The 25,319-nt window shown below is 42.0% G+C and carries 20 protein-coding genes; 2 read left to right on the top strand and 18 right to left on the bottom strand.

From position 1 onward, the window contains the following. Nucleotides 1-38: 38 nt before the first annotated feature. Nucleotides 39-1,361: an IS1380 family transposase gene (locus LC20001_RS07620; RefSeq protein ID WP_099267139.1), complete on the top strand. Its 1,323-nt coding sequence runs from the start codon at nucleotides 39-41 to the stop codon at nucleotides 1,359-1,361. 218 nt (nucleotides 1,362-1,579) lie between these two features. On the opposite strand, the gene hslV is transcribed toward LC20001_RS07620, so the two are convergent. The 9 genes from hslV to LC20001_RS07575 all read right to left on the bottom strand — a co-directional run bounded on the left by hslV (nucleotide 1,580) and on the right by LC20001_RS07575 (nucleotide 13,094). Beyond that, nucleotides 1,580-2,125 carry an HslVU peptidase proteolytic subunit gene (hslV, locus tag LC20001_RS07615; protein ID WP_003678432.1) on the bottom strand — a complete coding sequence of 182 codons (546 nt, stop codon included), beginning with the start codon at nucleotides 2,123-2,125 and terminating at the stop codon, nucleotides 1,580-1,582. Nucleotides 2,126-2,230: 105 nt separating this feature from the next. Continuing rightward, a complete protein-coding gene (gene xerC, locus LC20001_RS07610) occupies nucleotides 2,231-3,139 on the bottom strand; it encodes a tyrosine recombinase XerC (RefSeq protein WP_003678433.1) in 909 nt (302 codons plus the stop codon). A 62-nt stretch (nucleotides 3,140-3,201) separates the two neighbouring features. Then, complete coding sequence (gene trmFO, locus LC20001_RS07605) at nucleotides 3,202-4,515, bottom strand: FADH(2)-oxidizing methylenetetrahydrofolate--tRNA-(uracil(54)-C(5))-methyltransferase TrmFO (RefSeq protein ID WP_003678434.1); 1,314 nt, start codon at nucleotides 4,513-4,515, stop codon at nucleotides 3,202-3,204. A 98-nt stretch (nucleotides 4,516-4,613) separates the two neighbouring features. Further along, nucleotides 4,614-6,689, bottom strand: coding sequence for a type I DNA topoisomerase (topA, locus tag LC20001_RS07600; RefSeq protein ID WP_003678435.1), 2,076 nt, complete (start codon nucleotides 6,687-6,689; stop codon nucleotides 4,614-4,616). Between the two features lie 97 nt (nucleotides 6,690-6,786). Continuing rightward, entirely contained in the window at nucleotides 6,787-7,650 is an 864-nt protein-coding gene (gene dprA, locus LC20001_RS07595; RefSeq protein ID WP_010009950.1) for a DNA-processing protein DprA, read from the bottom strand. A gap of 51 nt (nucleotides 7,651-7,701) precedes the next feature. Continuing rightward, nucleotides 7,702-8,460 carry a ribonuclease HII gene (locus LC20001_RS07590; RefSeq protein WP_010009951.1) on the bottom strand — a complete coding sequence of 253 codons (759 nt, stop codon included), beginning with the start codon at nucleotides 8,458-8,460 and terminating at the stop codon, nucleotides 7,702-7,704. After that, nucleotides 8,453-9,310, bottom strand: a complete 858-nt coding sequence (gene ylqF, locus LC20001_RS07585; RefSeq protein WP_010009953.1) for a ribosome biogenesis GTPase YlqF — start codon at nucleotides 9,308-9,310, stop codon at nucleotides 8,453-8,455. Before ylqF ends, LC20001_RS07590 begins: the two co-directional genes overlap by 8 nt. 743 nt (nucleotides 9,311-10,053) lie before the next feature. After that, nucleotides 10,054-11,436, bottom strand: coding sequence for a group II intron reverse transcriptase/maturase (gene ltrA, locus LC20001_RS07580; protein WP_099267138.1), 1,383 nt, complete (start codon nucleotides 11,434-11,436; stop codon nucleotides 10,054-10,056). 509 nt (nucleotides 11,437-11,945) lie between these two features. Further along, nucleotides 11,946-13,094, bottom strand: a complete 1,149-nt coding sequence (locus LC20001_RS07575; RefSeq protein ID WP_056943292.1) for a cobalamin-independent methionine synthase II family protein — start codon at nucleotides 13,092-13,094, stop codon at nucleotides 11,946-11,948. A 164-nt stretch (nucleotides 13,095-13,258) separates the two neighbouring features. On the opposite strand from LC20001_RS07575, the gene LC20001_RS07570 reads away from it, so the two are divergent. Next, complete coding sequence (locus tag LC20001_RS07570) at nucleotides 13,259-14,188, top strand: LysR family transcriptional regulator (RefSeq protein WP_003679744.1); 930 nt, start codon at nucleotides 13,259-13,261, stop codon at nucleotides 14,186-14,188. A gap of 199 nt (nucleotides 14,189-14,387) precedes the next feature. On the opposite strand, the gene ppsA is transcribed toward LC20001_RS07570, so the two are convergent. From ppsA to LC20001_RS07525, 9 genes are all read right to left on the bottom strand, one after another. Next, entirely contained in the window at nucleotides 14,388-16,793 is a 2,406-nt protein-coding gene (gene ppsA / locus LC20001_RS07565) for a phosphoenolpyruvate synthase (protein ID WP_010009956.1), read from the bottom strand. A 351-nt stretch (nucleotides 16,794-17,144) separates the two neighbouring features. Next, nucleotides 17,145-18,614, bottom strand: coding sequence for a S41 family peptidase (locus tag LC20001_RS07560; protein ID WP_010009957.1), 1,470 nt, complete (start codon nucleotides 18,612-18,614; stop codon nucleotides 17,145-17,147). Between the two features lie 46 nt (nucleotides 18,615-18,660). Further along, entirely contained in the window at nucleotides 18,661-18,888 is a 228-nt protein-coding gene (locus tag LC20001_RS07555; RefSeq protein ID WP_010009958.1) for a YozE family protein, read from the bottom strand. Between the two features lie 13 nt (nucleotides 18,889-18,901). Beyond that, entirely contained in the window at nucleotides 18,902-19,510 is a 609-nt protein-coding gene (locus tag LC20001_RS07550; RefSeq protein ID WP_010013816.1) for a YpmS family protein, read from the bottom strand. A 2-nt stretch (nucleotides 19,511-19,512) separates the two neighbouring features. Then, nucleotides 19,513-20,388 carry an SGNH/GDSL hydrolase family protein gene (locus LC20001_RS07545; RefSeq protein ID WP_235804455.1) on the bottom strand — a complete coding sequence of 292 codons (876 nt, stop codon included), beginning with the start codon at nucleotides 20,386-20,388 and terminating at the stop codon, nucleotides 19,513-19,515. Between the two features lie 442 nt (nucleotides 20,389-20,830). Then, nucleotides 20,831-21,676 carry a DegV family protein gene (locus tag LC20001_RS07540; RefSeq protein WP_003679736.1) on the bottom strand — a complete coding sequence of 282 codons (846 nt, stop codon included), beginning with the start codon at nucleotides 21,674-21,676 and terminating at the stop codon, nucleotides 20,831-20,833. Between the two features lie 156 nt (nucleotides 21,677-21,832). Further along, a complete protein-coding gene (locus LC20001_RS07535) occupies nucleotides 21,833-22,333 on the bottom strand; it encodes a dihydrofolate reductase (RefSeq protein ID WP_003679735.1) in 501 nt (166 codons plus the stop codon). 51 nt (nucleotides 22,334-22,384) lie between these two features. Continuing rightward, on the bottom strand, nucleotides 22,385-23,335 hold the full coding sequence (locus tag LC20001_RS07530; RefSeq protein ID WP_029507974.1) for a thymidylate synthase: 951 nt from the start codon (nucleotides 23,333-23,335) through the stop codon (nucleotides 22,385-22,387). A gap of 22 nt (nucleotides 23,336-23,357) precedes the next feature. Continuing rightward, nucleotides 23,358-25,247 (bottom strand): ABC-F family ATP-binding cassette domain-containing protein, encoded by a 1,890-nt coding sequence (locus tag LC20001_RS07525; protein ID WP_010009964.1) that lies wholly within the window; start codon nucleotides 25,245-25,247, stop codon nucleotides 23,358-23,360. Between the last annotated feature and the right edge of the window lie 72 nt (nucleotides 25,248-25,319).

The following is a 25,319-nucleotide window of genomic DNA, read 5'->3' as shown; positions in this document are numbered from 1 at the left end:
TATAGCGACCAAACAATAACGAACACAGGAGATGCCTCATGACTAACTTACACGAAACCCAACTGCGATTCAACCCTAAAATCAAAATTAAGACTGATGATGTTCAACTTTCAAATAACGCAGGCCTGTTGTTTTACGCCGAATTTAAGCACGCAGCTGGTCTTGACCAAACTATTGATCAAGCGGCGGCACAATTAAGCGAAAAACGTATTGGCCCTCATTATTCTAAAACTAGCTTACTCAATCAAATGCTGGAACTGAATATTGCCGGTTACGGCAATGATGTCGCGGCCGACGCGCTACAACACGACCCAGTCATGAAACAGGTCCATGGGACGACTGATTTAGCACCCCAACCGACTATTTCTCGTTTTTTAAGTGCGCTAACTTGTGATGATGTTCTGCACTTGAACCGTTTGATTTTAACCTTGGCGCTCGATTATATCAGGACTAACCATATTGACACGGTCATGCTTGATGTTGATTCGACGCATTGTGATACCTTTGGTCATCAAGAAGCTGCTAGTTTCAATGCGCATTATGGGGTTACTGGTTTCCATCCGCTAGTGGCCTATATCGCGCAGCTGAATTTGCTTTTAGGAATCAAGCAACGTCCAGGCAATCAGTACACCAGCACTGGTGTCAAAGAATTCTTAGCCCCGATCTTTGCGGCTTTTTGCGAATTGCCGTTTGATGTTCAGTTGATTTTACGCGGTGATAGTGGTTTTGCGACGCCTGAGCTTTATACGCTCTGCGAATTTTATGATGTAAAATATGTGATCCGCCTGAAGCGAAACGCCGCTTTAGACCAACTAGCTGATGAATTCACACCAGTAGTGCCCAAGCATTTTGATCAGAATTCGGTCATCTATGGTGAATTCAACTACGCGGCCAAGAGCTGGTCGATTGATCGGCGCGTCCTAGTAAAATCGACGCATCAAGTAGGCGAACTATTCTTTGAACGGCAATATGTGGTCACTAATATGACTGAAGCCGGGGTCAAATTATTGTACTTAGCCTATCAAAAGCGTGGGGCCATGGAAAACCTGATCAAAGAAAGTAAAGCCGGCTTTTTTATGGATAAGACGAATAGCCACACCTTTACTACCAATGCCGCGCGAGCAACTATCAGCGGCATTGCCTATAACTTGATTGCCTTGATGAAGTTAATGGCCTTACCAAAAGAGCAGCGCAACACGACCATTAGTACACTACGCTTTCAAATCTTTCATGTTGCTGGAAAACTAGCCCGTCACGCCGGAAAAATAATCATTCATCTGGCGCAAAGCAACGTCTTTAGCCAGCAGATCGAAGCCTTATTAGCTAACATTCACACGTTAAGCCCCTTAGTGACCAACTAAGAAAATAGCGCAGTTACTTTTAAAATTTTTTAAAATTATTGTGTTTGACCAAGGGATTAGTGGCTACTTTTTTGACGCGATCAAGTATGAAAACTAATCAAACTAACTAAATTAAGTCAAACTTGGCTAGTCATGACTAGCCCAAGTCGTGAATATAGAGAAATTACGTAAAACTGATAATTTGGCCAATCAATTTGATGCATATGCATAATTCAGGTTTATAGATCTTCAACAATAATATTATGGTTAGTGAAAATATCAATGTCTCCGGCGATGCTGATTGCGGCGTGAGCAATATCATGTGCACTCATGTCTTTAGCATTGGTAGTTAAGGCTTTAGCGGCTGCTAATGCATAGTTACCGCCTGAACCGATGGCTAAAACATTATCATCTGGTTCGATCACTTCGCCATTACCAGAAACCATCAATAATTGATCTTTATTCATCACGATCAACAAGGCTTCCAACTTCTGCAAAGTTTGATCAGCACGCCAGTCTTGAGCTAATTCAACGGCCGCACGAGATAAATTACCGCTATATTCATTGAGTTTCTTTTCAAAACGCTCTTCTAGATTAAAGGCGTCGGCAACACTGCCAGCAAAACCGACAACAACTTCATCGTTATAGATACGACGCACTTTTTTGGCAGTACCCTTCATAATTACTTTTTCGCCCATGGTCACCTGGCCGTCACCAGCCATTGCCGCATGGCCATTGTGCTGTACTGCGCAGATCGTTGTTGCTTCAAATTTTATACCTGTCATTGATTTGCACTCCTTTATCTTACTTAAAAATATTAGTTTGTCAGCAAAAGTTGTAGATAAACATGGCTAATGTGCACACTGATTTGAAATCAGTACCCGTTACCTTTAAGATTTTGCTCGTGGAAAGTATTTCCGATAATCCTGTTGTAAGTGCTCGGTGGTGACGTGTGTGTAGATCTGTGTGGTTGAGAGGCTACTATGACCTAACAATTCTTGCACAGTCCGCAAGTCCGCACCATTATTTAACAAATGCGTGGCAAAAGTGTGCCGTAACATATGGGGATGAATATCCGAGGTCAGACTACTTTTCTTAATGATCTGATTCAAAATGTATTCAACACCGGTAGCCGTCAGCTGTTTGCCATAATGATTAACGAAAACATAATCATGTTCAGCATGATATTTAGTCATTAATGGGGTGCGGCAATCGGTTAAATATCGATCCAGGGCCTCAGCCGCAAAATGGCCAAACGGAACGTAACGATCTTTGTTACCTTTACCATGGATCAACATCACGCTAAGGTCAAAATCAACGGCGTCTAAAGTTAGGTTAACACATTCGCTGACCCGGATCCCTGTGGCATATAATACCTCAAGTAACGCCGAATTACGTAGGTCTAAAGGCCGATCTCCTTGGGCAGCATCAAATAACGCTTGCATTTCCTTTTCGTAAAAAAAACGCGGTAAATGTGCATTGTGCCGCTTTAACTGAACGGAAGTAAATGGATTGACCGCCACAAAACTATTTTTGACTAAATAATTGTAAAACGAACGTAAACTTGAAATTTTACGCGACACCGAATTACGACTGTATTGCTGTTCATATAAGTAACTCAAATAGGTTCGTACATCTAATAATTTTATCGCTTTAAAAGAATCGACGCCACCATTGTTCTTGAGAAAATTAATAAAACTTAAAATATCTTCCTGATATGCCTTACTGGTTTCTGGACTATATTGTCGCTCTACATTTAAATACTGAATAAATAAATCGAGCCAATTTAATTCAAGCAAAAAATCCCTCCCGACTTAATGCATTCACTGTAACACAAGTCGGAAAGAATTTAAAAAGGAAGCTATAGTTGTTGCTTAAATTCAGCTAAAGTTGCTAAAGAACGCTCAGCTAAAGTTTGATTACGCAATTGTTTATCGCGGATTTTTTGCGGTAACGCCTTAACGATACCAAAGTTAGCGTTCATTGGTTGGAAATGCTTAGCACTAGTATGGGTAATATAATGCGCCATCGCACCAATTGCTGTTTCTTGTGGGAAAACGACTGGTGCCTGTTCCTGCGCCAAGCGAGCAGCATTGAGCCCAGCCACTAAGCCGCTAGCAGCACTTTCAACATAACCCTCAACACCAGTCATCTGACCAGCAAAGAATAAATCAGCTCGCTTTTTAGATTGGTACGTCGGTTCAAGTAACTCTGGAGAACGCATAAACGTATTACGATGCATGACGCCATAACGTACGAATTCAGCGTTTTCTAGACCAGGGATCAAGCGAAAAACCCGCTTTTGCTCGCCCCATTTTAAATGGGTCTGGAAGCCGACGATATTGTACAGGCTTCCTGCAGCGTTGTCCTGGCGTAGCTGAATGACGGCATAAGGTTGTTTACCGGTTCGTGGATCTTCTAAACCAACTGGTTTCAACGGTCCAAACAGCATGGTTTTTAACCCACGTTTCGCCATCACTTCGATTGGCATACAGCCTTCAAAAAACTTTTCATCTTCAAAGCCATGCATTTCAGCGGTTTCTGCGGTGATCAAGGCCTTATAGAAAGTTTCAAATTCTTGCTTGTCCATTGGGCAATTAAGGTAGGCAGCTTCACCTTTATCATAGCGTGATTTCAGATAAACTTTATCAAAATCAATACTATTTTTATCGAGGATCGGTGCGGCGGCATCGTAAAAGTACAAGCCATCGCTATCGTTAAGCGCTTGGATCTGCTTGGCCAATTCTGGTGAAGTCAACGGACCAGTAGCAACGACTGTTGGTCCTTCGGGAAAGGCCGTTAGTTCTTCGTTATGCACAGTCACATTAGGCAATGATTTGATTCGTTCGGTCACTGAAGCTGAAAAAGGTTCCCGATCGACAGCTAAAGCCCCACCAGCCGGGACGGCATTTTGATCCGCTGCTGCTAAAATTACTGAATTAAGTTGGCGCATTTCTTCTTTTAATAAACCCACCGCATTGGTAATTTGATTTGCCCGCAACGAATTGGTACAAACTAATTCAGCAAATTGGGCTGTGTGATGAGCGGGTGTCGTTTTTACTGGTCGCATTTCATAAAGATCAACATGGACACCGCGTTGTGCTGCTTGCCAAGCGGCTTCACTACCAGCTAAACCGGCACCGATCACATTGATATGGGGGACATTTTGTGTCATATTCGTTCCTCATTTCTATTTCACATTAAGTCGCATTTGAAAAATACGACTACGTTATTTTTACCGTTAATTTAGCGTAAATATTTCTTCAACGCCTACTATTTCTGGACAGGTTCTTCGTAATCGCCATTTGGGCAAACGACTTGCTTACCACCTTTGACTTTTTTCTCGACTAAATAATGACCATCTTTGGGACAATCACGGCCGACCGGCTTATCCCAGGTCACAAAATCACAGTCAGGGTAGCGACTGCAACCATAGAAGATTCGCTTTTTCTTAGACTTACGTTCAACCACTTGTCCTTCGTGACATTGTGGACAAATAACGCCGATTTCTTTAGTGATTGGCTTGGTGTTGCGACAATCAGGAAAGCGACTGCAGGCATAAAACTTACCGTAACGGCCGAGTTTGATCACCATTGGTGCCCCACAAATATCACAATCAAAACCAGCTGGTTCGTCCTTGATCTGGACTTTTTCGATCTTAGTTTCTGCCGAGGTGACTTCCTTTTCAAACGGTTGGTAAAACTCATCAACGACCTTGATCCACTGGCGCTTACCAGCTTCAATGCCATCAAGATCATTTTCTAATCCAGCAGTAAAGTCAATATTGACGATATCCGGGAAAAAATCAACGATAATACTATTAACGATTTCACCTAATTCGGTTGGTTCAAACCGCTTAGCTTCTAGCTTAACGTAGTAGCGCCGTTGAATCGTCTCAATAGTTGGTGCGTAAGTCGATGGCCGACCAACGCCATTTTCTTCCAGCGTTTTGATCAAAGTTGCTTCAGAAAAACGTGCTGGTGGCTGAGTAAAATGCTGATTAGGATCATTTTTAACTAACTTGACCGTATCGCCCTCAGCTAAGTCAGGCAGCATGTTGTCCTTCTTGTCCGCTTTACCTGAATCATAAACTTTAGTAAAACCAGCAAACTTCATCTTGGAACCATTGGCTTTATAAGTGACCCCATTTTGCTCAATCGTAACCGCCATCGTATCCAAAATTGCTGGTGTCATTTGGCTAGCCAAGAAACGTGACCAAATCAGTTGGTATAATTTCATCTGGTCTTTGTTCAAAACACCTTCAAGACTCTTCGGTGTCCGCAAAACAGATGATGGTCGAATTGCTTCATGGGCGTCCTGCGAGCCTTCAGGGTTCTTAGTTTTATGAATCTTCAAGGCCGCAAACTCTTCACCATAGTTTTCATGGAGAAAATGGCTGGCTTCGTGCTTGGCAACCTGCGAGATCCGGGTTGAGTCAGTCCGCATATAGGTAATCAAACCGACTGTTCCTTGCCGTCCACCAAGGTTGATACCTTCGTACAATTGCTGGGCCACCATCATGGTTTTCCGTGTACGGAAATTCAAGCGACGTACAGCTTCTTGCTGTAAAGAACTAGTCGTAAACGGTGCTTGTGGGAATCGTTTACGTTCACGCTTAGTCACTTTAACAATATCAAAGTCAGCCTTAGGATCGATGCGATCAACAACTTCCTGGGCCGCTTTTTCATTCTTCAAAGCTTTCTTTTTACCAGCGATACCGTAAAAACTAGCTTCAAATTTTTTCGTCCCTTTTTTAAATTGCGAATCGATCGTCCAGTATTCTTCTGGCTTAAAAGCTTTGATTTCATTTTCACGATCAATGATCAGTTTCAAAGCAATCGATTGAACGCGGCCGGCACTAAGGCCTTTTTTAACTTTCTTCCATAATAATGGCGAAATCGAATAACCAACAATTCGGTCCATGATCCGCCGCGCTTGCTGGGCATCAACTAAATCCATATCGATACTGCGCGGTGATTTAAAAGCATTCTTAACGGCATCTTTAGTGATTTCGTTAAAGGTGACTCGATTTTTACCAGCTGGATCAAGGCCTAAAATATGGGACACGTGCCAAGCAATTGCTTCACCTTCACGATCGGGATCAGATGCTAGGTAAACGTGTTCCGCCTTTTTAGCATATTTTTTTAAGTCTTTAATCACATCACCTTTACCACGAATGGAAATGTAATGTGGTTCGTAATTATTTTCGAAGTCGACCCCCATTTTACTTTTAGGTAAGTCGCGAATATGGCCGAGACTCGCCACGACTTTGTAATTGCGGCCGAGATATTTTTCAATCGTCTTGGCTTTTGATGGTGATTCAACGATCACGAGGTTTTTATACGCCATGACAATCCCCTTTCAGTTCGTTTGTTTAACGCTAACGAATCGTAAAACATCATATGCCAAGCTGAAGCGGTTTGTCAACTGAAAGTAAATTTTTCCTTCATATAATAGCCAATTCTTCAAGTAGATCAGTGGCCGAAAGTGCCGGCCGCGCACCGGCAGCAATTAGCTGATTACAGCCGACCGAGAGTGGTTGCCACAATGCCCCTGGCACCGCTAAAACATTACGATTAGCCTGTAACGCTAAATTAGCGGTAATCAAGCTACCACTGTGGTGACGTGCTTCAGTCACACATAATGCTTGACACAAGCCAGCCAGAATTCGGTTCCGCTCGGGAAAGTGATGCCGCTGCGGTGAACTGCCTAATGGATATTCGGTTAACACTAGGCCAGTTGTGGCAATACGCTGCTGCAGTGCTTGATTAACTCGTGGATAATAAACATCTAGACCTGTACCAATCACTGCAATCGTCGAACCATGAGCAGCTAACGTGGTTAAATGTGCCATTCGATCAGCGCCTGCGGCCAAACCACTGATCGTCACGACTTGATTAGCGACTAACGCCGGCATAAATTGGCTGAGCACACGTTGGGTATAATTAGTCGCTTGCCGCGCACCAACTAAAGCTAATACCGGCTGCTGCAATAGGTTTAAATCACCTTGATAGAATAATACAGCCGGCGGGCGATAACTTTCACGTAAATATTCAGGATAAGCAGCATCAAGCCAGGTCAAAGTATTGATCTGCTGATGCTGACGTACAGCCATAGCCAATTGTGGGCTCAGCCAAGCTTGTTGTAAGTGTTGAGTCTGTCGTGCATTTAAGCGTGCTAGCTGACATAGTTGTGTAACGTCTAATTGAGCTGTTGGACGTTGCCGTAAGTATTCAGCAATACGCAGTTCACCCACCTGGCCGATTCCAGGGCAGAGATGCAGTTTTAGTAAAAAAGTTTGGGGTAGCATAAAAACGCTCCTTCGGTTGTTTACTATAAAACTACGCAAAGGAACGCTAAATTATGCTAAATATTTTTTTACCGGTGCAAAACTACGGCGATGAATCGGAGTGACGCCATATTTTGCCAGTCCAGCTAAGTGCTTGGCTGTACCATAACCTTCGTTATCGGCGAAATCATAGCCTGGATAGGCCTGATCATAAGCCAACATCAAGTGATCACGTACGACTTTGGCCACAATGCTAGCCGCCGCAATACTGATACTATGACTATCACCTTTAAACATACTGATCGTCGGAATATCGGTATTCAGTTTCACAGCATCGATCAATAAATGATCTGGCGGTACGCTTAAACCAGCAATGGCCTGCGACATGGTCAACTTGGTCGCCTCTAAAATATTGACTCGATCAATTGTTGCGACATCACTGATACCAATTGATACACTAACCGCTTGCTCCAAAATTTGGCGATACAGCAGTTGCCGTTTGGTCGCCGATAATTGCTTTGAATCATTGACATCATAAACCGCAAAATCATGCGGTAAAATCACGGCCGCGGTCACGACTGGACCTGCTAACGGCCCACGGCCAACTTCATCGATTCCAGCGATTTGCGGATAATTTGGCCATAAACGATCCTCATATTGCCGTCGCGCTAAAAAGGCCACTTTTTTAGCAGCTAAAGCGGCCTGCTTTTTTTCATATTGTAGCAAGCATTGTTGCACACCCTTGCGTGGATCAGTCGCCAACTGTGCCAAATATTCAGCAGTTGGCTCAATGCTAAGATGCTGCTTAACTTGCGCGATCGATTCAGTCATTGGCAGCCGCCTCGGTGACTTGATCCAATGTATAACGACCTAACTTACCCTTACGGCAATCCAAAATTAGCCGCTCACTAGCCCGTTCGTAATCGTCTTTCAAACCTAGATCAGCCGTTATCTTCAATAATAGATCAGGGTCAGTTAGTTCAAAGTCAGCTTCGGTTAAACGGTAACGCTTCTGGAGCCGTTCAGGAAAGTATTGCTTGAAGAACGCAAGTGCATACAGCGCAACGTCATCAGCGTGATACAGCGAATCCTTGATTGCGCCAGTTAATGCCAATTTTTTGCCAACCAACGGATCCTCAAATTTAGGCCATAAGATCCCTGGTGTGTCTAGTAACTCTAAACTCTTGCCGGCCTTTAACCATTGCTGCTTCTTAGTTACCCCAGGATGATTCCCAGTAATCGCTACATTACGCTTAACCAAGCGATTTAGGATTGTGGACTTGCCGACGTTAGGGATGCCAATACAGATCGCGCGGATCGGTTTATTCTTGATCCCTCTAGCTTGCTGCCGGGCAATTTTGTCTGCTAAAATCACCTGCGCTTGCTTTTCGATTTGTTGGACATTGTGATTGTGTTGCGAATCGATACTGATGGCCGGTAGATCGTGTTGCTTAAAGTAATTGATCCACGCAGCATTTAACGCTGGATCAGCCAAATCGGCCTTATTTAAAATCATCAAACGCGGTTTCTGCTGAATGATTTGATCAAGAATTGGATTGCGCGAAGCTAATGGTAAACGCGCATCAACAATTTCTAACACAATATCAACTAAATGTAATTTTTCTTGGACCTGTTTTTTAGCTTTCGCCATGTGACCAGGATACCATTGAATAGTTGCCATGTTGTGTAACTCCTTTCATATCAAGGGTTTGAAGCCCTCAAGGTTATAAAAATCGTGGAATTTGCCATAAATTTGCCATATGTAAAGGGCAAATAAGGCATGTTTTATTATAAGATTTTTATTGCTACTTCGTTTACAAATTCATTAACTTGGTACACCGATTAGATTAGGTGCATATAATTCCACGAATAGTATAAAATGCAATTTTGATCAGTAAATTCTATTTTACCATTTGTTGATAATTTTAAATAGTGGTGTTATTTCCAATAAAAATTTATATCAATAACCAAAAACAGCTGATAGACTGAGTTCGTAACTTATTTTCTAAATGGTCTGACCTTACATGCCTAGTTAACCAGTATTGATGAAAGACGACTTACTTAAGTTAAAGCAATAACCTACTATTCAGTAGTTTGCCACAGCCAACGTTTTTATTCTATATAGCCTGAACTGTTTCTCTAGAATTTACAAGCTTTTGGTAATCATAGATTCGGAACGCAAAATTATGAAAATTCCGGAATACTTGGAATGATTTTCACTGGAATATTAAAACAATTGAATGGTATTTTTATGTTTAAATGTAGCTAACAGGTCAACCTGATGGGGGGTTGCTGATATTTTGGTATTAGATAATCCTTAGCCATCTCTATTCCTTAATCAGCAAAATCGAGTAGGAGGTAATTGTAAGTTACCGTCCTCTCACACCACCGTACGTACGGTTCCGTATACGGCGGTTCAATAATTTAAGCACTCTGAATTTGCTGGAGCGTCTGACTCAAGTTAATGAGTCCACGACGTTCCAGCTCTTTGTTAGTTAGGGTACGGCACAGCGTTTTACTATGCGCTGTCCGCCAGTACCCTTTACGCGTGTTAGCGGATAGCTTAGCTTCATCTTTCGTAAATCCTAATCCGCTCAAGTTGTTCTCTCTAGTTTTGGCTTTCTTCCATTGTTTCCAAATGTACTGGCGAATACGTGACCGCAGCCACGCATCTAATTCCGTGATGAACCGCTTCATTCTACCCAAGCTGTAATACTGCAACCAACCGCGCATCTTTTGACGAATCTCTGCCATTATTTGGTCTTCGGATACACCACGATTACGCTTAGTCAGCCGCCTCAATGCTTGTTTAACTCGCTGCTTCGCTGACCACACCGGATAGGGAAAAGCCCTGCCTTTAGTGTGGCCCAACGTAAACCCTAAGAACTTCATTCTGTTGGTGGCGACCACTTGTGTTTTTTCCTGATTGAGCGTGAGTTTTAACTCATGCTCGAGAAAACGAGTCACACTAGCGAGGACTCGTTGGCCCGCGCGTGGACTTTTAACAAAGATATTGCAGTCATCGGCGTAACGGTCAAATTCATGACCGCGCCTAGCTAGTTCTTGGTCGAATTCGTTGAGATAAATATTCGCTAACAGTGGCGAGATCGGCCCGCCTTGCGGTGTGCCTTTCTCACTGCGTTCAAACAATTGCCCATTCATGGTGCCACTAGTCAGAAAACGGCGAATGAGCCGTAGTATCCAGCGGTCACTAATTCGCTGCTTGAGAAACTTCATAAGCATGTCATGATTAACCGTATCGAAGTAGGCCTTCAAATCCAGATCAACCACATAGTGATAACCCGCATTATCTAGCTGAACGACCTGTTGAACTGCGTCATGTGCACTGCGTTGGGGTCGAAAACCAAAACTATTATTGGCGAAGATCTGTTCATATATCGGCGAAAGGACCTGGGCCACGGCCTGCTGGACTAGCCGGTCGATCACGGTCGGAATGCCAAGCTTACGCGTTCCACCGTTGGGCTTTGGAATTGAGACTTGCTTGACTGGTGCCGGTTTATAAGTCCCATTGGCCAATTCTGCGAGTAATTCTTCGCGATGTACTTTCAGGTACGGTTTCAATTCATCAACGGTCATACCGTCAACTCCGGCCGCCCCTTTGTTCCTGACCACACGTTGATAAGCCAAATTCAGGTTGTTGCGGGCCAAAACTAATGCTTGAAACTGAGTGCCACTCATCTTTTCTCCTTCACCGGAGGCGATACTACGCGCCCCAGTTTGTCTTTGGTCTTCCAGACCTATCATCCGCTGGCGGTCAGCTTGTTCTGTTTTCTGCGATTTTCGCATCGTCTTCACTTCCAGTCTCAATATGAGTTATTATTGTTTGGTCCTTCATGGTTACCCACTACTATGACCTCGGCTGACTCCTGTACACTTAACCAGCCATTTCTGACTTGCTTTGAACTCATATTTCCTTGTCATTTGGGTATTCCCTAAGAAAATCAGGATTGTGTGTACAGGTCTCCCCGGGTAAGAACGTCAACTTTCGTACCATGTCACCGTCAGCTTTACTGTCGTAACTTCGGGTAGTATCGGACTTCAGTGTGTTTGGCCACCTTATCCAGTTACTTCCGGCCTTATAGCTGCTTCTTGTTCATCGGTGCAGTACTTTGCTCATCAGGCTTCCTTCAGTCTTCACCTCACGATAAAGGCCTTGCCTTTGGCTAGCGGTTCCGACTACTACGGCCCGCAGTGGACTTTCACCACCTAGTTGACGCCCATGCCGGGCGCACCAAAAAAGCAGAACCGCAAATTACGGTCCCACTTTCGTCATGATCTATTTACCTATTACCTAATTAATTCCAGAATTTAGCCGCAATCTTTTGCCCTTGGTCAATTTTAGCCCACTGTTGAGCTTCACTCAGTTCGTTACCCGAATCGCATGAAGCAAAACCACATTGATGCGACAGGTATAACTGGTCCTTATTCAAAATTTGACTGGCTTGCGTCAATAAACGCAAAGCACGGTCTTCGTCGTCTAAGGTGCTGGTTTTACTGGACAGTAATCCGAGCACGACTTCGACGTTAGGCCGATCTTCGAGTGCCTTCAAAGCGGTGATATCCCCTGCACGGTCATCGTCCCATTCTAAGAAGAAGCGATCATAATGTTGATCGTGGAGAAACTTTTGCGCAATCGTATTGTAACTGCCTTCCGCGAAGTGGCGGCTTTCGTAGTTACCACGGCAATTATGGGTCCATACTTTTAAGCCTAATTTGTGACCAAAATCAGCAATCTCATTGTTTGTGTTCACAGCAACATCAGCTAGGTCCTGTAGGCTAATATTGCGGGTACTGAATGGGCTTTGCTTGTTGTCACTGGCAAAAATTTCCCACAAACAATCATCAAATTGAATGATCTCGCCGCCAGCAGCTTTGTATTCAGTGAGAAATTCTTTGTAAGCACCTAACAAACCATCGTGTAGTTCAGCAACCGTTTTATAAACTTGGTCAGGGCCGTAAAGCTTATCGATGTAACCAAATTCAACAAAGGCATGTGCAGCGCTCCAAACGGTTAATTTCACGTCATTGTCACCGGCTTGTGCTTTAAGCTGTCGGTAAATATCAAGAAAATGATGATTCTTACCGGAAAGTGGCGCTGTGATCTCGATGCCAATATCTTTACGCGTTTGGAAATCACTACCGTCATGATCGCGGAAATTATAGCCACTGTCAGCGATGAACCGGCGAATACCACTAAAACCCCAAATAAAATCTAAATGCCACATTGATTTCGTGTATTCACCATCGGTTAATACATCGATGCCGTGTGCTTTTTCCTTGGCAATCACGTCCTTCACCGCTGCAGCTTCAGCGGCTTGATAGCCAGGAAAAGCGTCATAAAACGGATATTGAATATCATCACGATGTTCGATTTTATTTTTATAGTCTAGCAAGCTAGCTGGACGAAGTAAGGAACCGACTAATTGAAAGTGTGTTTTTGTCATAAATATAAAGCCTCCGTTATTAATTGATGAGATTAGTATAACAGTCTGCTGAGAAAATAGATAAGACTGATTACTTTGATGATATAATAGGTTTTACCTATAACCGAAAGCACACTATTGTAATATTTGTGATCAGCAATAATCTTAAGGAGCTTATTAACAGTATGCGTATTCAACAATTAAAGTATTTGGAAAAGATTGCGACGACAGGATCAATCAATGAAGCAGCGAAACAGCTGTTTATTAGTCAGCCATCATTATCACAAGCGATGAAAGAATTAGAAAAAGAGTACCAGATTCAACTATTTTATCGCAATAAGACCGGTATTACCTTAACCGATGCGGGGCGTGAATTTATCAACTATTCGCGTAGTGTATTGGATCAAGTTAATTTACTCAATGAACATTTTGGACAAGGAACCGTCCGTAAACGAATTTTTAGTGTATCCGCGCAACATTACGCCTTTGTGGTTCACGCTTTTGTCGAATTAGTTAAAGAAATCGGTGCGGATACGTATCAATTTACACTGCGGGAAACGGAAACCGAAAACGTACTCAATGATGTCCAAACATTGAAAAGTGAACTTGGTGTGATTTACCTAAACAAGTTTAACCGCACCGTACTTAAACGCTTGATTGCGGAAAAAGATTTAAGCTTTGTGCCATTATTTGAAGCTCGTCCCCACGTGTTCATCGGTCGTGACAATCCATTGACGCAAAAAAAGACACTTACTTTGGCTGATCTACAGGACTATCCTTATTTATCCTACGAACAAGGTGACACCAGCTCCTTCTATTTTGCCGAAGAAATTCTCAGCACGTTACCTCATAAAAAGCATATTCGGATCAGTGATCGGGCCACGATTTTTAATTTGATGGTCGGTTTAAACGGCTACACCATTAGTTCAGGTATTATTAGTAGCGAGCTAAATGATGAAAAAATTATCGCTATTCCGCTGGCAGTTGATGATGCCATGACCTTAGGCTACTTACGCCACAAAAAAATCGAGCTGAGTACAACCGCACAACGCTATTTAGCCTTATTGAAGCAGCATATTCGCGGCTATGGGTTTGAAGTATTTAATGAAAAATAAGTGGTTAAGTGCCGTCATCAATTAGCAGTGATCATCCGAATGACTAGGCTAAAAATTAAACGCTTTTAACACATTAACGTTTTATTCTTCCACGCCAAAAAAATCCTGTTAAAGACTTATTATTTAAGCCGTTAACAGGATTTTTGTACTATCAGCTAATAAAATTGTTACACTACATACGATAGTCATAAAAGTACGTTTACCAGTCGTAATCCGTTTGGTCTTGTAAACCGCGTCCAGTAGCTTTATCCAGCATGATCCGTTGTTCAAAGTGGGCTACATTGCGTTTTGTTTCTTTAACCATATCTGGATTAACAGAAACGTAATCGATACCACTTTGAATCAGGAAATTCGTAAAGTCGGGATATTCCGAAGGTGCTTGTCCACAAATAGATACGGTCTTTCCATCTTTATGTGCAGTCGCAATCAAATGATGAATCGCTCGTTTAACGGCCAGGTTACGTTCATCAAATAGGCTGGCAACTGTATCGTTGTTCCGATCACAGCCCAAAATCAGCATGGTTAAATCATTTGATCCAATCGAATAACCGTCAATAAACTGATTAAATTGATCGGCAAGAATAATGTTGGCCGGGATTTCTGCCATCATATAAACTTTGAAATCTGCATTACGCACTAAGCCTTCATTATGCATAATAGTCGTTACTTTTTGTGCTTCAGCAACTGTCCGGACGAATGGAATCATCACGTTCAGATTTTTTAGGCCAAATTCATTCCGTACCTTTTTAACTGCGGCCAATTCAAGTTTGAAAGCCGCAATATACTTAAGATCATAATAACGGGAAGCACCCCGCCAACCGAGTAAATCTGCAGATTCATGTGGTTCGTATTTTTCGCCACCTTTTAACTTCCGGTATTCGCTTGACTTGAAATCCGATAGCCGCAGCACAACGGGCCGGGGTACCATTGCTCGTGTCACTTTAGCAATCCCCTCCGCCAGCATATTAACCGCTTTTTCAGATTCACCTTTTTCAATTAAATAGAGTGGATGTTCATGAATATACGATGTCCAAAGAAATTCCTCCCGCATCAAACCAATACCATCAGCTGGTAAGGAAGCGTACCGATCGGCTAAATCGGGGTCACCTAAGTTCATCATGACACCCGTAGCAGTTGGTGCAAAGGTTTCAGCTGCCACAACTTGACCATTTGCTGTATTGACTGGTGCTGACTGCTTAAACATACTTTCAACTTTGCCACGATAGACAACGCCATTTTTAGCATCAACGGTTACTACGTCGCCGGTTTTGAGCACATCGGTTGCGGCCACATTTTTACTTCTGGTTCCAACAATACAAGGAATCTGCATTTCACGGGAAATGATTGCTGCATGGCAAGTCATGCCCCCATTATTGGTGATAATTGCCGCTGCTTTTTTCATAGCTGGGACCCAATCAGGTGAAGTCATTAACGTGACCAGAATTTCGCCTTGCTTGAATTGATCAATATCTTTCGGATTATCAATCACATGAACCACGCCACTGGCGACACCAGGACTAGCCGGTAACCCACGAACAGCAACTTCCGCATTATCTGCAGTAACGTCACTATCATCGCTAGGTGCATTATTTGTCTTCTTTTCTTTGTTGCGCCGTGACCAAACAGTTTCTGGCCGTGCCTGCACGATCCACAAGCGATTTGTATTGGTATCCAAGGCATATTCCATATCCATATAACAACCATAATGACGTTCAATTTCCTTGGCATAACCTGCTAATTCAATTACCTGATTATCAGTAAGTACTGGTTGCTCTTGTAACTCAGTAGGAACAGCCTGCTCCTTCGTACCACCATTTGGGATCCGCATCAATTCTATCGGCTGTTTAATGATATTTTTTTCGACGATCTTCATCGATTGTTTATCAATCACAAAATGATCTGGTGTTACCTTACCTAAGACAATATACTCACCTAAACCATAAATTGCATCAATCACAATTTTAGAGGCGTCACCATTAGCAACATTAACGGAAAACATGATGCCTGATGCCTTAGAAAAGACCATCATCTGTACTGCTGCTGATAATGCAACTTTTTCGTGGGGGAAATGCTGCTTATGGCGATAATAAGTTGCCCGATCAGTAAATAGTGACGAATAACATTGTTGAACACGATTAACCACATCTGCGGCGCCTTTAATGTTCAAGTAGGATTCTTGTTGTCCCGCAAACGAAGCGTTAGGCAAGTCTTCAGCTGTTGCGGAAGAACGGATCGCAACAAAGGGATCATCCTGACCCATTTTTTTAGCTAATTCAGCATATGCTTGCTTAATATCATTTGCTAGATCTTCCGGCATTGTTGCGCTAATAATTAAATCACGAATCTGTTGGCAGGTTGTATGCAGTTCATCTGAATTTTCGTAGTCCTTAATACTTTCAAGTAAAGCGTTAACTTTATCGTTTAATTTTGTCTGATGCATAAAGTACCGATATGCGCGTGCGGTTGTGGCAAAACCATATGGCACTGGCACATCCATCGAAGAAGTCATTTCCCCTAGCGAGGACGACTTGCCACCTACTAGGTTAACATCTTCACGGTGCAACTCATTGAACCATAAAACATTCGCAGTATCGCGACTACTCATGATATTACCTCCTTGTAATTAATCATGATCACTTAAACCTTATTGATTACCAAACAAAAAGACTAAATGGAATCGGTTACATTAACCAACTCTATTGTAGTTCAACTTTGTACAAAGTTAAAGTAAATTTTGCCACTTATTATGTTTAGACTCACTTACAGTCGGAGTATATAGTAATAGATGAAGTTTCATTTTACTCATATTTAGATAACTGGATAAAGGTGGTGATCAATAAGTATCCGTATAAAATTATTGTGTTAGGCAATAGATTTTAAGTAAGTACGTCTCCCTATCAATTTTGCAAACAAAAAACGAAGCATCAACAATTATTTGCTAACGCTTCGTTTTAATTTACTTCGTTAATTGTTCAACTGCTTTGTCATAAGCAACGTCATTATCACTGATTTTCTTGGTGATCTCAGTTTGTAATTTATCAATCGTAGCAGTATCGAGTTTACCAGTTTGATCCAAATTATTGGCTGCTTGGAAAGCAACGACCGCTTTCTGCGTCGTTGCGCTAAAGTAACCATTGATCGTTCCTGGATCTTGACCAACTGCCTTTAATTCTGTCTGCAAGGTTTTGATCTTACTTGAGACATCCTCTAATTGGTAGGTTTTTTGATCACTGACCATTGGTAGATAAGCATAACCTGGATACTTAGCTTCAATATTTGGCGTTAATCCGCGCTTGTTGATCCAACTGCCATTTGGAGTTAACCATTTAGCAACGGTGATTTTAAATTCGCTCTTTTTATCCAACTGGCTGACCTGTTGCACGGTGCCTTTACCGAATGACTTGGTACCGATCAATTCCACATTAGCGGATTGATTTAACGCAGCCGCAAAGATTTCTGATGCACTAGCACTACCGTCATCGATCAAGACTTTGACGGGCTCCTTAACCTTAAAGCCGCCATCTTGTGACTTACCTGCCTTGTAAACAGTTGGTTGCCCAGTGCGCGCCTTAACTTGCATTAAAGTCTTGCCGTTAGCGACAAACATACTGGAGATTTTCAGAGCTTGTTGCATGATACCACCAGGATTACTGCGTACATCAAGAATAAACGATTTGGCGCCTTCTTGGCGTAATTTCTTGATGGCTGTCTTAACCTCTTTGAAAGTTGGTTCAGAAAAGCTGGTGATCTGGATATAACCAACTGTTGGGTGTTGCTTATCAATGCGGGCATTAACCGTCTTGACTGGGATCACATCACGCTTAAGCGTAATTTTGAAGCTTTGCTGATCCCGTTTGATCGTTAACGTGACTTTGGTGCCTTTTTTACCACGAATCTTATTGGTGGTTTTAGTAGCGCTCCAACCAGCCGTTGAGTGGCCGTTGATCGCGGTAATGACGTCATTGGCTTTTAAACCAGCCTTTTTAGCCGGACTACCAGCGATTGGCGAAACAATTTCAACGTAATTACCTTTTTTCTGGATCTCCGCGCCGATACCTTCGAAGCTACCAGAGATCGTGTTGTCCAAATTGCTGGCATCACTGCCGGTCAAATATTCAGAATACGGATCATCTAAGCTATTGACCATACCTTTAATTGCACCATTGATCAATTTTTTCTGGTCCGTTTTACGATAATATTGCTGACTAATGGTCTGGTATACTTGGCTAATTTTACTAAAACCAGCGCTAGAAGTATCCAACTGTTGGCTAGTGCGGCTATTCAAACCGACGATCAAGATCGTCATGAAAATGCCAACGAAGAAAGCTAACAAGGTTGAACTGATGTAAACCAATAAACTAACACGGCGTTTACGTTTCTTAGGAACTTTTGACTCTGACTTTGGAGCTTCTTTCAATAAAATCACCTATTCTAATTCACATTTAAAATCGTTATTACTAGTTAACTTAACGCTATAGCTCACTTGCTTGTTCTTGATAGCGTTGAAAAGCCTCGTCAAAAATAGTCATACTAGGTAGATAGCCAGCATTTTCTTCTAAATACTTTGATAAAGAATCATAATTTTGGTCTAACTTAGGAAAGCCTTGATCAAAAAACGCATTTGCCGCAAATTGTGCAACCTCATCATGACTTTCTGGGTTTCGCTGGGTCATCAAGAATTGATAGAAACTTTTACGCATAGAACTTCACCGCCTATTCATTAAATTGTGGGATATAGACATTCAGATCGATCTTATCATTAGGTAAATCGATCCGCGTTGCTTTGATCTGCATGCCATTTTTCATTTTGAACTGATTTAATTTCAATAAAATCGTTTTTTGCTTGCTATCAAGTACAACCCACTTAGGAAATTTATAACTATTGCCAATATAGTTCATAACAGTTTTAATTGGAACTGATAAACTTCCGATTGCCATGCGCCGAGCTTTTAATTGGACGTCACCATTTTCTTTTACATAGGGATCAAAGTAGATTGAAAATGGTACCGGATAACCTAATAGTTTAAACTTACCCTTAAGAATCGCCTGATCATCAAGATCAAATTCGTACTTAATTTTACTGTCCTTCAAATAATGATTAAGGTAATAACTGATCACTGCGTTGACCTGCGATTTTTTTAAATTAATCGCAAATGTTGGATCACGCTTGATCAATTGTTCGCTACTTGTATCAGCTGGTGGCGGTGTTGTCAGTTTAACACCCAAATAAGCCCCACTGCCTAGTAAAATTGCCACTAAGGCGATGAAAAGCCATTTCCACCAATTAAGTGGCTTTTTAACTGTCCTTTTTTTTGTTTCCATACTCATTTCCTATCTATTAGCCATTTATTCTTTTGTTGCATCATGACTTGATATAAATCGTCGGCCATGACTTGGTATCCCGAATGATTGGGATGAAAATTATCTTCTGTGAAAATTAACTGATTTTTTTCATTACTAGAATCACTAGCCGCTTTAGACTTTTTCTGTGTCGTCAATTTTTCGCCTTTAGATAGTTGATCGCAAATATCGATCAAATAACTATTCTTTTGTTGCTTGATCACTTTAGCTGAAGCAGTGTTCCAATTTTCAACGGCAGCTTGCATTTTCGTCATTTTAGGAAAATACAGATAAAACGGATTATAGATACCAAAAACAAAAATTGGCGCCTGATCGTTATATTGACGGACGTCTTGCAATAACGTAGCTAAATGTGTGGTATACGCCGTTTGTGCTCGTTTGATGTCGGCTTCATTTAAGTTCAACATTTGTTGACGTAAAACGGCCATTAAATCGTTGCCACCAACTGACATTGTGATCACATCAGCATCTTTCAACGCCTGCTGCAAGTCTTTGTTAGTCCGCACGCGTTGATCGATTTGAGTGCTGGTTTCACCCGCGATGCCATAATTTTGTGTACTTGCTTTCACAGCTTGTTTAGTGGTGAGTTCACTCTTAATGATCCCCACGTAGCCGCCTTGATTCATGCCATCACCGACTCCTTGAGTCAAAGAATCGCCGACCGCGACAAGCTTGATACTTTTTTTCTTTTTAACCGTTGGTGTCGCCTTGGGTTTCACAGTTTGCTCACTGACGGTTCCCGGCCCAAAATAGTTCAGCCCGGCATAAATACCACCGGCGACCACCCCAATAATGACTAGCACCAACACGATTTCTTTAATGATCTTTAAACCGCGCACTATTAAAACTCCTCTATCTCACTAAAATAAGTTAAGTTTCTTAGCCAAAACCACTAATAAACTTTCTGATGTTCGTGGCGATGTCCATTCAACTAAGGCAAAAATCGCCAAGTTGAAACATGGCTCTATCTCACTAAAATAAGTTAAGTTTCTTAGCCAAAACCACTAATAAACTTTCTGATGTTCGTGGCGATGTCCATTCAACTAAGGCAAAAATCGCCAAGTTGAAACATGGCTCTATCTCACTAAAATTAGGTTAAGTTTCTTAGCCAAAACCACTAATAAACTTTCTGATGTTCGTGGCGATGTCCATTCAACTAAGGCAAAAATCGCTAAGTTGAAACATGGTTCTATCTTACTAATAACGATAATTATATGTCTGACTATAGTAAAAGGGCTTTGACAAACGCGTCACAGCCCCCATTTTACTACAAATTATCAACTAATCTTCAGTGTAATACATAATCGCAAAAGCACCCATACCCGCATATGTTGCAATAATTGGGCTAGTATCACGAATCAATAAAGGTACATTCGGCAATGCTGCATGAATGTCTGCTCTGAATTTTTCCATAACATCATTCGCTGCTACATGTGAAATACCGATACTCTTAATATTTGGTTTGCTTGCTAGGTCAGCAATCAAATCACGCATAAAGTTATTAACGGTTTTCGTACCGCGACCCTTAGTCCTGACGTTTAGCTCACCATCGATCATTTCAAAAATAACCTTCATGTTCAAAATATTGGAGATCAAGCCAGTAACCCGGCTGACTCGACCACCTTTAACGATGTTATCTAAGGTCATGACGGCCATGTATAACTTTGTACTGTTGCGCACACGATCCAATGAGCTCAAAATAGTTTCCTTATCGGCACCAGATTGTGCTAATTGTGCTGCACGTAAGACTTGAAAGGCCATGCCACGATCAGTTTCCCGTGTGTCGATAACCGTAACATCACTTTTACTTAAGTTAGCTGCTTGACGCGCAGTATTAACGGTACCACTGATGGCATCCGTCATATGCAAAGCAATCACCTGACTACCGTCAGCACCCAGTTGATCAAATAATTCAATGAATTCACCGATCGGCGGTTGACTAGTTTTAGGTAACGCGGTCGATTGATTCATTAATTCAACAAAACGTGGACGTGTGATCGTTTTGCCATCGATATAAACGGTACCGTCAATCATAACTGAAAGTGGAATGACCGTGATATTGTATTTTTCAACTTCTTCAGGGGTTAGTTGAACCGACGAATCGGTTACGATTTTTATAGTTGCCACGAACTTCAGCCACACTTTCTTACAAATTGTTTTCAACTTGCTATTGTCGGAAAACGCTAACTCAAAAGTAACCTTCTAAATTAACGTTGGACCAGCAAATAAACACTAATTTAGTATAGCAGATTAACCTTGCTTTTTCACTTGTCACTCTAAAAATTATTCGTCACGGCGTTGGTAGGTCGCAAATGAATAAGGATATTTATTTTTGGTGTCGATTTCACCGGCTTGAAAAGCAACCCGTTTAAATGCTGACCAATCTAGCGCTGGCATATACGTATCACCGCTAAAAGTAGCATCGATCTCAGTAACATACAAGCGGGTAACATATTCTTTAAATAAAGCAAAAATTTGTGCACCGCCAATAATGATTGTCTCCTGCTGTGGGTGCGCGGATGCATAATCCAAAACAGCAGCGACGTTATTTAATAAAATGACGCCGGGTGCCACTGGATAATCCACTTGTTGACTTAGTACGATATTGGTACGCCCTGGTAGTGGCTTGCCCATACCAGCATAAGTTTTCCGACCCATCACTACAATTTGATTCAATGTAGTTTGCTTAAAATGTTGGAGATCGGCAGGCAAATGCCATGGCAAGTGTCCGTTGGCCCCAATCAAATGGTCGCGGGCCTCCGCCCACATGAACGCAATCGTCATTTTAAAATCCTCCTATTTCACAATTAAAGTGAGCTACGACTTAATATTATACTAAACCGCAACCGGTGCCTTAATTGCTGGATACGGATCATAATTAGCTAACTTAATATCCGTAACATCATAATCAAATATACTATGTTTGGCCGGATTTAGTTCAAGCGTAGGCGCTGGCCGTGGTGTCCGCGTCAATTGTTCCTCAATTTGTTTGACGTGATTGCTATAAATATGCGCGTCACCTAAAGTGTGTACGAATTCCCCGACTTCTAGACCAACTTCCTTGGCAATCAAAGCTGTCAACAATGCATAGCTGGCAATGTTGAATGGAACACCAAGAAAAACATCGCCACTGCGCTGATAAAGTTGGCAACTTAGTTTACCGTCCGCAACATAGAATTGAAACAAAGTATGACAAGGTGGTAATGCTGCGGTGGGCACATCTTCAGGATTCCAAGCAGTTACGATCAAGCGTCGTGAATCAGGGGTAGTTTTGATTGCTGCGATCACATCTTTGATTTGATCGATTGTTTCGCCACTACGTGTTTTCCATGCCCGCCATTGTTTACCGTATACATTGCCTAATTCGCCGTATTTAGCCGCAAAAGCATCGTCGTTTAGTATTTGCTCGCAAAAAAGCTTTTTTTGTTCCTGATAGGCTGCCGCAAAGGTCGTATCAGTCAATTGCCGATGACCAAAGTCAGTCATGTCTGGACCATGGTAATCAGTACTTTCAACGTAATGCTTAAACGCCCATTCGTCCCAAATATGATTATTATGTTGCAACAAATAGCGAATATTACTATCGCCCTTTAAAAACCATAATAGTTCACTTTTGATTAAGCCGAAAGGAACTTTTTTAGTGGTTAATAACGGGAAGCCTTTACTAAGATCGAAGCGCATTTGATAACCAAAAATACTATAAGTCCCAGTCTGAGTACGATCATTTTTTTGATGACCTTCGGCTAAGATCTGACGTGCTAAATCGAGGTATGCTTCTTCCATGATCACTATTTCCTCCTTCAAAAAACTATTCCACGTACTGACTTAAATAGTCCCAGCGTTGCATTTTAGTTTCGATTTGTTGATTAAGTTGGTCAACGTCCTTTTGTTGTTGGGCTAACTTGCCGTAATCATCACCGTTACTTTGCATGGCTGCTTGGGTGGCAGCTAGTTGCTGTTCCAGCTGATCGATGTCATCTTCCAATGTATCCCATTCTTTTTGCTCGTTATAGGTGAGCTTAGTCTTTTCTTTAACCACTGGCTTAGTCGGTGTTTCTGTCGTCACTTTTGGTGTAGCTACTTTTGTGGTATCACTAGTTTGCTGTTGCGCTAAATAATCACTTAGAGCCCCAGTAAAGCGTGTAACTTGCGCGTTACCATTGAAAACTAAGAGCTCATCCGCCACTTGATCCAGGAAATACCGATCATGGGACACGGTGATCACTGCACCATTAAAGTTAGCCAAATAATGCTCCAGCACCGTCAATGTACTAATATCTAAATCGTTAGTTGGTTCATCAAGCAATAAAACATTCGGCTGCTGCATCAAGATTTTTAACAAGTACAGCCGTCGTTGTTCACCGCCAGATAATTTACGGATCAGCGTTCCGTGCATAAAACGTGGAAAGAGAAATTGTTCCAACAACTGAGTCACACTGACCACATCACCGTTACGTTCAGTGACGGCCTCGCCAACTTCTTGCAAATAACTGATTACTCGCTTATCTGGGTCCAATGGTTCAGTCATTTGCGTATAGTAGCCTAAACGAACCGTTTCGCCTAATGTGATCGTTCCAGAATCTAATGGTAGGCGCCCAGCCAGAACATTTAAGAAAGTTGACTTGCCAGCACCATTTTCACCGGTTATACCTAAACGAGCGTTGCTTTGGACCATTAAATCAAGGTCTTTGATAATGGGATGCTGATGGAAACTTAGACTGGCCTGTTTTAGTTCCAAAACTTTTTTGCCTAAGCGTTGCTGGCCTAAGTTAATGGCTACGGTGGCAGCTTGCTCAACCCCTTTATTAACTTGTGCCTTGAGATCGTTAAATCGATTGATCCGTGCCTGTTGTTTAGTCGACCGTGCCTTAGCACCAGCACGCATCCAGTCAAGTTCTTTCTTATAAAGCTTTTCCTGTTTAGCGGCTTGTTCACTGGCTTGTTCGGCTGCCTCAGCACTTTGCCGCAGATAGTCTTCAAAATTACCACTATAAGCGGTCAATTGACCAAAGGCTAACTCGTAGATCTGATTAGTAACTCGATCCAAGAAATACCGATCATGGGTCACCACTAACAATGCACCTTTATAACTAGCTAAGTATTCTTCTAACCACGCAATTGATGCAAAATCTAAATGGTTGGTCGGTTCGTCTAAAATAAGCAAGTCTGGAGATTCGATCAGAACTTGCGCTAAACCGACCCGCTTTTGCTGACCACCAGATAATTCACTGATGCGCTGATTTAAGTCAGTTAGCTTTAATTGGGACAAAATCGATTTGATCTGCGTATCAACGTTCCAAGCATCACCTTGGTTCATAGCCGCTTCAGCCTTGGTATAGGCTGCCTGTGCCTTTGTACTATTGCCGTCAAGGCTTAGCGCAGTCAAGGCTTTTTCATATGCCGCAATTACTTTGAATAATGGATTATCGCCGGTAAAAATAGCTTCCATGATCGTTAAGTCTTGCGGTAATTGTGGCACTTGCTGTAAATACCCAATACGATACTGTTTAGGCGTGGTGATATCACCTTGATCAAAAGTATCATTACCGGTTAACGCATTTAGCAATGTGGTTTTACCCGCACCATTCGTACCGATCAAACCAATGCGATCACCTTCCTTAATGAAAAAGGAAATATGATCAAATAGTGTTTTTTCACCGTAAGTTTTAGTTAAATTCTCTGCAGTTAAAGTTTGCATGACTTATCTACCTCAGTTTCTATTGCGCCCATCGTAAAAGATTACTTCCGAAAAAGCAATCAACTTTATCCG

Source organism: Loigolactobacillus coryniformis subsp. coryniformis KCTC 3167 = DSM 20001 (assembly GCF_002706425.1).
Lineage (GTDB): Bacteria > Bacillota > Bacilli > Lactobacillales > Lactobacillaceae > Loigolactobacillus > Loigolactobacillus coryniformis.
The sequence above is the reverse complement of the archived record's forward strand: the minus strand, read 5'-3'. Positions and strand labels throughout refer to the sequence as shown.

Excerpts from the sequence above, each read along its gene's own strand:
- LC20001_RS07620 (WP_099267139.1), top strand. The coding sequence starts at position 39 with ATGACTAACTTACACGAAACCCAACTGCGATTCAACCCTAAAATCAAA.
- hslV (WP_003678432.1), bottom strand. The coding sequence starts at position 2,125 with ATGACAGGTATAAAATTTGAAGCAACAACGATCTGCGCAGTACAGCAC.
- trmFO (WP_003678434.1), bottom strand. The coding sequence starts at position 4,515 with ATGACACAAAATGTCCCCCATATCAATGTGATCGGTGCCGGTTTAGCT.
- topA (WP_003678435.1), bottom strand. The coding sequence starts at position 6,689 with ATGGCGTATAAAAACCTCGTGATCGTTGAATCACCATCAAAAGCCAAG.
- dprA (WP_010009950.1), bottom strand. The coding sequence starts at position 7,650 with ATGCTACCCCAAACTTTTTTACTAAAACTGCATCTCTGCCCTGGAATC.
- LC20001_RS07590 (WP_010009951.1), bottom strand. The coding sequence starts at position 8,460 with ATGACTGAATCGATCGCGCAAGTTAAGCAGCATCTTAGCATTGAGCCA.
- ylqF (WP_010009953.1), bottom strand. The coding sequence starts at position 9,310 with ATGGCAACTATTCAATGGTATCCTGGTCACATGGCGAAAGCTAAAAAA.
- ltrA (WP_099267138.1), bottom strand. The coding sequence starts at position 11,436 with ATGCGAAAATCGCAGAAAACAGAACAAGCTGACCGCCAGCGGATGATA.
- LC20001_RS07575 (WP_056943292.1), bottom strand. The coding sequence starts at position 13,094 with ATGACAAAAACACACTTTCAATTAGTCGGTTCCTTACTTCGTCCAGCT.
- LC20001_RS07570 (WP_003679744.1), top strand. The coding sequence starts at position 13,259 with ATGCGTATTCAACAATTAAAGTATTTGGAAAAGATTGCGACGACAGGA.
- ppsA (WP_010009956.1), bottom strand. The coding sequence starts at position 16,793 with ATGAGTAGTCGCGATACTGCGAATGTTTTATGGTTCAATGAGTTGCAC.
- LC20001_RS07555 (WP_010009958.1), bottom strand. The coding sequence starts at position 18,888 with ATGCGTAAAAGTTTCTATCAATTCTTGATGACCCAGCGAAACCCAGAA.
- LC20001_RS07550 (WP_010013816.1), bottom strand. The coding sequence starts at position 19,510 with ATGGAAACAAAAAAAAGGACAGTTAAAAAGCCACTTAATTGGTGGAAA.
- LC20001_RS07535 (WP_003679735.1), bottom strand. The coding sequence starts at position 22,333 with ATGACGATTGCGTTCATGTGGGCGGAGGCCCGCGACCATTTGATTGGG.
- LC20001_RS07525 (WP_010009964.1), bottom strand. The coding sequence starts at position 25,247 with ATGCAAACTTTAACTGCAGAGAATTTAACTAAAACTTACGGTGAAAAA.